Consider the following 9,018-nt stretch of genomic DNA (forward strand, 5'->3'; position numbering starts at 1 on the left):
TTCCTGCCCTTCAACAAAGAAGGCGTCCCAGATTAGGACGCCCTTTTGCTGTCAAGGCTTTTAAGCCTACTTCACAAGCAGCATTTTCTTGGTTGCCACAAACTCATTGCTGCGCAAACGATACAAATACATCCCACTTGAGAGCCCTGACAAATTCAACTGATAGCGATAACTCCCCGCCGCTAAATTGCCCTCCACCACCGTCATCACCTTCTGACCTAACAAATTGTATATCTCTAGCGCTGTCTGACCAGGATAACGCAAGTTAAACTCAATCGTCGTGCTCGGATTGAACGGATTCGGATAGTTTTGACTCAAACTATACGCCTTCGGCATCGTGAATTCCTTGAGCTCTGTGGTGTGAATGACACCGTTGAAATCCACATCTTGCAGGCGATAGTAGTAGGTCTGGCCCGGAAGAAGTTGCGCACGATCTACGAATTCGTATTTGCCGCCGGTGGCAGAAGTACCTTTGCCGACGAGCGCGTCGGTGGTGCGGTAGGAGGCGATTTCTTCAAAGCCAGTGTGGCGTGAGTGAGAGCGAGAGAGAATAAAGCCGGCGTTTTCGACTTCAGAGGCAGTTTCCCATTTGAGTTTGACCCCGTCACGCTCAGCGGTAATGGCAAAGCTGATTAGCTCCACCGGCAACGGGTTGTCAACGGGCACGGTGCTTGCTGCAGTAACAAACACCGGCGACGTGCTTGAAATGCTCGTGATATCCGCCGACATAATCGCTGCAGGGAACGCTGGGGTAAAGGAAGCCGACGGATTTACACCGGCTTGCCAAACTGTTGAACCTGCAGGCGGATTGTCGGTTGTTGAAGCCACCGTTAAACCACTGGGATTTGTCGCAAACTCATCGACAGAAGTGGTATTGATGCTCAGTTGGACGCGAGGCGTACCGCCAAATGTGCCCGTGCGGTTGATTTGGTAGTAGCGCACGCCTGAGATGTTGTTGAGTCCAGTGCCCGGTGAGCCCGGCGGTGGTGTGTTAATCATGCGTGCTGTGATAATGGCACCTGCTGTCGGGTTACCACGCACTGAAAGCGGTCGGTAAATGCCATCTCCTGCAATCGCAAAGAAGCGTGAGACATCTGTGCCCGTTGGATACGTGATGGCTAATGCTCCATCAACGAATGCGTTGGCAGAGCCATGTCCGAACTGCGCTTGATTGGCGAGCGTTAGTGTATTTGTACCTGTTTGAATAATTCCATTGAGCAAGTAGAGTGAATCTGCCAGCGTGCCTTGTCCGACCGTCAGATTTGTGCCTAAGGTTACTGTTGGATTTGTGCCTGTGCGATTCAGCGTAAAGCGGCGTAAGCCTTGAAAGCCTGTTTCAAAATTCAGTGTGCCGACTGTTCCTGTGCCTGTAATCGTCAAATCGGTATTTGCTGTTGTACCGCGCAGCAATCCTGAACCTGCAACCGTACCGTTGAGTGTCAGCGATGTGCCTGCCACGCTACTAAGATCTAATATCCCGCTTGTTAGTGTCAAGGTATTAGGCACTGTAATTGCAGTATTTGCAGCATTTACTACCACGCGCCCAGCGGCTTTATTGAGCGTCAGGTTATGGAAACTGATGGCGCCACCACCTGTGCGTGTCAGGTTTTGGTCCACTGCACCGTTGAAGGTAACGGTTGAGGTACCACCACTGAATTGTGTTACAGGAAGTGCGTTATTTAGTGTAAAGTTTCCACTGACAGTGAGATCAAAGTTATTTGTTGCAAAGGTCAGGTTTCCTGTGCCACCAGTTCTACGCACCAGCAAGTTGCCCGCTACGACCGTGTTACCTGCAAGCGTTTTTGTTTCTGAGCCTGCTCCTGCTGTTTTGTCAGCGTCAGGTTGCCGTAAGGCTGTCCGCCCAGTGAGGCAATGGTTTGGGCGACATTCGCTGTGTAGTCAACCGTGCTGGTTGGCGCAAGCGAATAGGTTGTAAAGTTTGCAGGGAAGTTGTTTGCGCCAGTCAGCGTCAGGGTTGTCCCTGCCCCCATCGTCATGGTGCCGCCAACGCTTGTGCGGTTCATGGTGTTTGTACCCATTACGACCGTTACCGACCCGCTCAGTGTGAGATTAAGATCGATATTTGTTGCGCCTGCTGGTAAGGTCTTTGTGCCTGAACCCGAGAACGTCAGATTTGGATATGGATTTGGTACGCCTGCACCTGTGGGTATGGTATAACTGCCTGTGCCACTGTAGTCGATTGTACCATTGGCAAAGAATGATGGGTCGAGCGTAGCGGTTGGGAATGCTGGCGCCGCTGCGACATTTTGGACGAAGCGAATGGTACCGGGTGCGCCGCCCGCACTCAGAATTGTGCCAAAGTTATGCCCTGAAGATGCGCTTGAAATTTCCAGCGTGCCGCCACCCGTTTGGAAGGTCAGTGTTGCTGAAAGACGCCCGCTACCATTGGTATTGACCACATGCCCACTACGGATGACAACAGGATTGCCTGCATTGGGCAAGGTACCAGGCGGTATTTCATTTACAGGATCCGTTGACCAGGTTGTTGTCCCGATTCCTGTTACCACGTCCCAGTTGCCACTGCGGAAACTGTAATACACGATGGGGTTCACAAGTCCTTCGCCTGCTGTAAACTCACCGGAGATACGGTTGGTTGTGCCAGCAGTTGGCGCACCAATGGTGAAGGTGGATTCATCAAAAGTATTCACATTAGGTATGTTTGGCGGCACAGGGAGGAAGTTCCACTGGAATGTTGGCGAACCGATGTAGTATGCGCCCACATAGTTTGAGAGTGTTCCGCCCAGGTTACCTACGGCAGTAGTTGCCACGTAAGTATGTGTTACACTAAATCCTGCAGATTCTTCGGCAAAGCCACTTTGCGTAGTACGCCAGTAGTAAAGAATTCGTCCAGTTGCAGTTGAGGCTTGCGGGTGCGCTGCACGCACGGGTGCTACTGTAATAGAACCTGCCCCACCTGTGCCCAGATTGGTTACATTGATGGTTGCCGGCGTGTAAATTGCAAAGGGCGACGCTGTACCAATTGGGAAAGTAAAGGACTGTGCTCCACCATAGACTTTAGTTACGCCTGCGGCGGCAGCTGTGCCACTGGTACTAACCATTGCAGTTGCGCTTGGTGTACCGCCAATTACCCCTGTGGCATCTGTATTGCGAATGATGAGTGGATTATTGCCGATGTCCAGCACACCGTTTGTCAGCGTGAGTGTGCCGCCTGAGCCCGGCGTACTGCGAATGCCCAGCGTACCGCTGACGAGCGTTACGCCATTTGAGTTATTAATCGTGAGGTTGTAGAAATCGGTTGTGCCTGTAATGGTTTGCGCCGCTGTGCCATTGAAGGTTACGGTGCGTGTATTGGTCTGTGCATCAAAAGTGCCGGCGGTTCTGGTCCAGTTGCCAGTGATGTTGAGGTCGGTGGCTGGACCAAGCTGCACTGTCCCGCCTGTGGCAGTGTTGTCAATTGTAAAGTTTTGGAAGGTCAGCGGGTTTGGCGAGCCCCCTGTGCGCAAGATAACTTGTGTGGTCGTGGTGGTGCCATTAAAAGTTGTATTAGCGAAAGTATTGAAAATGCCACCTGCCAGCGTGAAGTTTTCGCCGACAAGCAAATTTGCATTGGGTGTAGCACCTTGATTCAAGTTACCATTACTTTGGACAAAGCTGCCACGCACGTTGAAGGTCGTGGTATTGCCCATCACAATTGTGCCATTTGTGAGCGTAAAATCTCCTGCGATAGTTACACTTTGGATGTCTTGTGCAGAAGTGCCGTTGATACGCCAGAGACGCACCTGACACGAGCCGAGTGTGTTGACTGTGAGATTGCCACGAATATCGAGTGTTTGCGCGCCAGCGCCGTTGCGAGAACCCACATTGTAGTTGATTGGCTGTCCGACACCAATACTGACATTCGGCAGACGTACAGCACTATTGATGTCATAGATAAATCCTAATTGCAATGGTCCTGTAACAGCATTTTGTGGGGTATCGCCCGTAAAGATTTGAATGGTACCTTGTGGGCTTGTTGGACTTGCCACATTTGCGATGAGAAGGTCTGCCACTATGTTCGAGCTATTTCTGCCGCGCACAATGTTCAGCACTGCACTTGGTCCAGTCATATTGAACGCTGCATTTGGACCTGCAACAATCCCAAAAATTGGGAACCCATCTTCAGTGGAGTAACGTCCAACGGTTACCGTGCCACCTGACTGCGTGTAATTCAACACACCAGCATTTGCACGAATACCAGTTGCAACTGTAAGTGTGCCCCCTTCAACCAGTAACTCTGCGCTGGGAGATTGATAGATGATGCTGTTTTGCGAGACGCCTGAGGCATCCGTCCCGATGTTGACGGTGCCACCTGTGATGCGCAAGCGACCGTTGAGAATCAAATCATGTCCGCCTGTTGAACTGAGTTGCACGGTGCCGCCGCCGACTTGCAAGGCACCTGTTGTCGGAATAACAAAATTACCGCCACCCGAACTAAGTTCTAATGTTGCTGTCGGTCGGTTAAAAATGAAGGTGCCGTGCTGAATGGCAAGGGGTTTGACAATAACATTTGCGGGTGCAGTGAGTGCAAAACTTGCTAGCGTCGCCACGTCTGGGACGGTCAGCGTCGCGGTTTGGTCTGTGCCTTTGTTGACAATCAAGCGATAGAATTCGGTTGTAGTGCCACTGCCAGTAATGCTTGCATTACCTGTGCCTCTGAACTGTACATCCGTGAATCGACCGCCACCTGCATTCATATCAAAGGTGCCGTTATTGACTAGATTTCCACCTAATGCCGAAGTATTGTCGCCAATGATGAGCAAATTGGGTACTGCTCCGCCAGTGGTTGCTACATCAAATGTTGCCCCTGCACCTATTGTTACATTGCGTCGTACTTCTACGGTGCGTTCTTCATCATTTGTAAATCGCAACACACTGCCCGTGCCTGTAACCGTAAGGTTACCTCCACCTGCAGCAGCACCTGTGATAAAGATGTCGCCATCGGTCTGATTGGAGAGTAGTGCTGTTGCACCATCTTGTACAGTGAGATTTCCAGAAATTGTCAGTTCTGCACCAGGAAAAGTTTTTGTCGTGCCGTTACCTGAAATAACAAGGTTGCGGTATCCCGTTGGGCTATTGGGCAAGGTGTAGCTTTGTGCGCCGCCATATTCTACCGTTCCGCCCGTTGTGCTTAGGAACTGGTAAAATTGCCCACCGGGAATTGAATACCGTTGTTGTCATCGTCGCGCAGTTCTAGCGTACCTTCTCCCGATACGCTACCGAAGGATACTGGACCGGGATTCACATCAAGGCGCAGCCGACCATCAGAGAGAATGGTTACAGATGGCACTGCTGCAGGTAAGGCAACATTTAAGTAAATGATCCCATTTTGTCCGACGAAGATTGGGTTATCGAAGCCGGGCGGAACTGTTGCGGGTGGTCCTGTAAAACTTCCTGTACGCCACGACGCTGCCTGCGTCCAGTCGCCTGTTGCACTGGGGACGCTGTAGTAAGCTACAACGGTGCCATTGTTGAACTTTGCACCTTCGCCTGCAGTGAAGAGTCCCTCTGCATAATTGACACTCGGGAAGAGAATTCGACCACCTGTCGTGATTGTGTTACCATCAAGGTCAAGATTGCCTTGCACTTCCTCTATGGTAAGCGCTGTCCATTGTGCCGTTGCCGTATTGAATCGCCCAGCTTGGTAGATCGCTGTATCGGCAACCGTTGCTTCGACATCCGAATTAACATACTGATAGGCGTGAGATATGCTCGTTATCGTGATGCCTGTACCCTGCGTTACGCGCCAGTAGTATTGCAGTGCAAGTGCAGACGAGTTTGTTGGCGCTTCAGAAGCAATCGGCGTTACGGTCAGAAAGTCACTCCCCGTTGCGGCATTCACGGTAAGGCGTGCGGGCGTGTAGCGTATGCCTACACCGATTGGGAATGTAAAGTCTGTGCCAGCTTGCATGCGTTTTCTTACCCCTAACGCTGTGATTAAGCCTGTGAGGCGAATCATGCGCAGGTTATTAAATGTGCCGCTAATACTGGCAGAAAGTCCGAAGTTGAGTTGGGCATTATCGGGCACATCTAAGAAGTTGTTGTCTTGTGCAATATCAAAAATACCGTTAATGGTGGGCGATGCGCTCGCACTCAATGTGGTCGTACCGCTGGGCTTATTGAGACGAAAGTTGCCCAGATTCGGTGCATTAGAAATCGTTTGTGCGCCGGTGCCGGTCACTTGCACACGCCCCGACCCTGTACTGATATGCGTGGCGTTGCCTGAGATATTGCCTTCGACCGAGAGTAAATTCCCCCCATCGTTGAGTGTACCTTGCGTCAGAAAGAGATCAACAATTGTGCGATTGACATTTTGCGTAACCGTCTCGCCCACATTCAAATCCACTTCCAGCGACTTGCGTCCCGCTCCTGTAAATTCCTCGTCCCGGAAATTCTTAGACACCCCGCGATAGATAATGCGGAAAAGATCACTTGCGGCTTGATTCAGTGTATTGCCTGTATTGATGATGCCTTGAGCATCTGTTCCAGCTCGGACAAGACGCGAGTTATCACGCATGGTGAGATTACCTGTACCCACAATCAACACGCCCTGATTGAGTGTGAGCGTATTGCGCACCGCATTCCCTGCGGTTACCGTCCGGTTCCCTGTGCCGCTAATGGTGAGGTTGCCGAACTCTACTGAGGCTGGCAACGATACGGTTTGTCCGCTTGCCACATTACTGACATACTCAATCGTGCTGTTAAAGTCAATGCTGTAATTTGCCGCAGTGCCATAAGTCGGTGCGGGGTTGCCCGGATTGGTGTTGTAAATGGCATAGAGCGTGTTGTTAGCTAGTGTAAAGATGCCCGACCCTGTGCTATTGACAAAGACATTTGGCGTTGTTGGTGTCGCCGGTCGTCCTTGACGCACTTCACCTGCAATGAGATTGAAGTCACCATTAAAGTTTAAGGTTTGGTTATCCGTCGGCGTGTAAAGCCAGACAAAGCGATTGCTCCCTGATGGGTTATTGAACACAAAATTGTTGTAAGTCACACTGGGTGCCAAACACACTTCATAGCCTTCAGCAGAGCCGGGTATAGACGACACCCCATCGCCGAAGCGAATCGTGCTCGTACCTGTAAAACAGGTATTACTAGACGCTGTCGTACTTCCCGTTATAGTTACACCTGTGCCAGGGTTGCCAAGTGTACTTGTTCTGAAGGTTACGCCAGTAGTGGTATTGTTGCCGCCTGCGTTAGGATGAGGGTTGACAATCGTAATGATGCCGCCAGAATGCTGCACAATCCCACGGTTAAAGCTCAGCACATTTTGAGTACCTGTCAAATCTTGGTCACCTTGCGGATTGATGTTGAACGCTCCGCCCGACATAATGAAGCGATAATTTGCGTCATTGAGCGTAAAGCGCCCATTGAGGTTGAACGTGCCCGCCGCGATTTCAAAACTCGCATAATTTACACTCGCAAAGGCAGGATTGTTATCATTGTCGCCAAAATTCGCAGCTAGAGGATTAGAACCTGCTGGAATTCCCAACGAGCTATTTCCATCGCCGACATTGACCGTTCCACCATTCACAATGAAGCGTGTAATGGCTGTCGCATCCGCTGGCATATTGATAGTGTTTGTACCATCACTTGTCGATGTGCCGATATTCAGCGTGCCGTCATTCACCGTAAAGGTTGCCCCGTTTCCAAGTTGCACCGAAGCCGTGACATCTACTGTTCCACCAATCATCGTAACAGAGCAGCCCGTGTTATTCAAACGAAAATTTCCAATGTTCCCGCCGCCAACTTTGATATATCCGTCAGAATTGACTGTAATCTGATTGACATCAGGTAACGCAGCATCCATATCCAAAATATTGCGCGTGGCAGGGGTTGGCAGTTCTGGAGCAAGGTTCGGTAAAATTTGCAACTGCGCGGTGTTCACCCCCCCAATTCCATTACCCACAGTGAGAGTTACATTAGCCGTCCCTGCTCCGCCAGTTCCTAAATTAAAAGGATTTACATTAGCGACGCTTGTAAAACTCGGATTACCTGCTACAATCACAGAACCATCATTGATGGTAAATGTACAGGGCTGATCTACACCGCCAACTGTTGACAGTTGCACCAAGTTAGATCCTGTAATACTTGTGAGGGATTCACCAATGCGCATCACACCACCATTCATGGTAAGTGTGCCTTGCACAAATTGCAGACCTACACGATTGGTCGTAGTTACAGTAGGCAAAATTTGCACCAAGCCCCCGTTAATCGTAACAACATGATTGTCAGTTCCGCCCGATCCAATCACCCATCGCTCTGTACGGAGTGTGCCGTCATTAATTACAATCGTTTGATTATCAACACTCATTCTCAGGTTGCCATAGCCTGTTGCCGTATTGCCTACATTGAGCGTACCGCTATTAAGCGTAATGCTTGCATTTACGGCATTCATATTGAGAGAATTTGCAACTTCACTCGTCGTGTTGGTATTTACCCCGGCATTCACTGTACCGCCATCCACCACCAATGCCCCGTTCAGTGTAAGGACTGGGGCACTGGCATTGTCGTGTGCAAAGTTCATCGTGCCTTGCAGCGCAGTAACGGTCATATTCGTCCCGATGGTTATGTTTGCGTTACTTACAAGGTATGTTGCATTCACATCGTGCCGATAGTTCCCTGCCGTGAAGGTAGAGATGTTTGTTAGACCTGCTGCTGTTTGGCGCGCGGTCAGTGCGTTAGTAAAGGCAACCGATTGGTTGGTGATTTGGTTGTTTGGAGCCGTGCCCGTGTTGTTGAAAGTAACCGCTTGCACATTATTGATTGTGCCGGCGATGTCAATGAGTTGATTATTGGTGCCGTTGAAGGTAATGTTGTTGAAGCTCGAAGTGCCCGAGCCTGAAAGATTGCCTTGAAGTTGAATATTGACAACATCAACTGTTGTACCCACTCGCAAATTCAGAGTCCCATTGTTTGTCAGGTTGCCATTGATTATGAGGTTATGAGTCTGGCTTGTCGCATTCGTGCCCAATGCCTGAATCGTACCGCCAGCATTTA

At 50.2% G+C, this 9,018-nt stretch carries 3 protein-coding genes; all 3 read right to left on the minus strand.

What is annotated here, in order from left to right; translation table 11 throughout:
* Positions 1-66: 66 nt before the first annotated feature.
* From CMR00_12445 to CMR00_12455, 3 genes are read right to left on the minus strand one after another with little or no spacing between them, the layout of a single operon-like run.
* Positions 67-1,767: a hypothetical protein gene (locus tag CMR00_12445; protein PIO47053.1), complete on the minus strand. Its 1,701-nt coding sequence runs from the start codon at positions 1,765-1,767 to the stop codon at positions 67-69.
* 8 nt (positions 1,768-1,775) lie between these two features.
* Positions 1,776-5,102: a hypothetical protein gene (locus CMR00_12450; GenBank protein PIO47054.1), complete on the minus strand. Its 3,327-nt coding sequence runs from the start codon at positions 5,100-5,102 to the stop codon at positions 1,776-1,778.
* Between the two features lie 47 nt (positions 5,103-5,149).
* The gene (locus CMR00_12455; protein PIO47055.1) at positions 5,150-8,911 is read right to left on the minus strand and encodes a hypothetical protein; all 3,762 of its coding nucleotides are present in this window, start codon (positions 8,909-8,911) and stop codon (positions 5,150-5,152) included.
* Positions 8,912-9,018 lie beyond the last annotated feature (107 nt).

It is taken from the genome of [Chlorobium] sp. 445, from assembly GCA_002763895.1.
Taxonomy (GTDB): domain Bacteria; phylum Bacteroidota; class Chlorobiia; order Chlorobiales; family Thermochlorobacteraceae; genus Thermochlorobacter.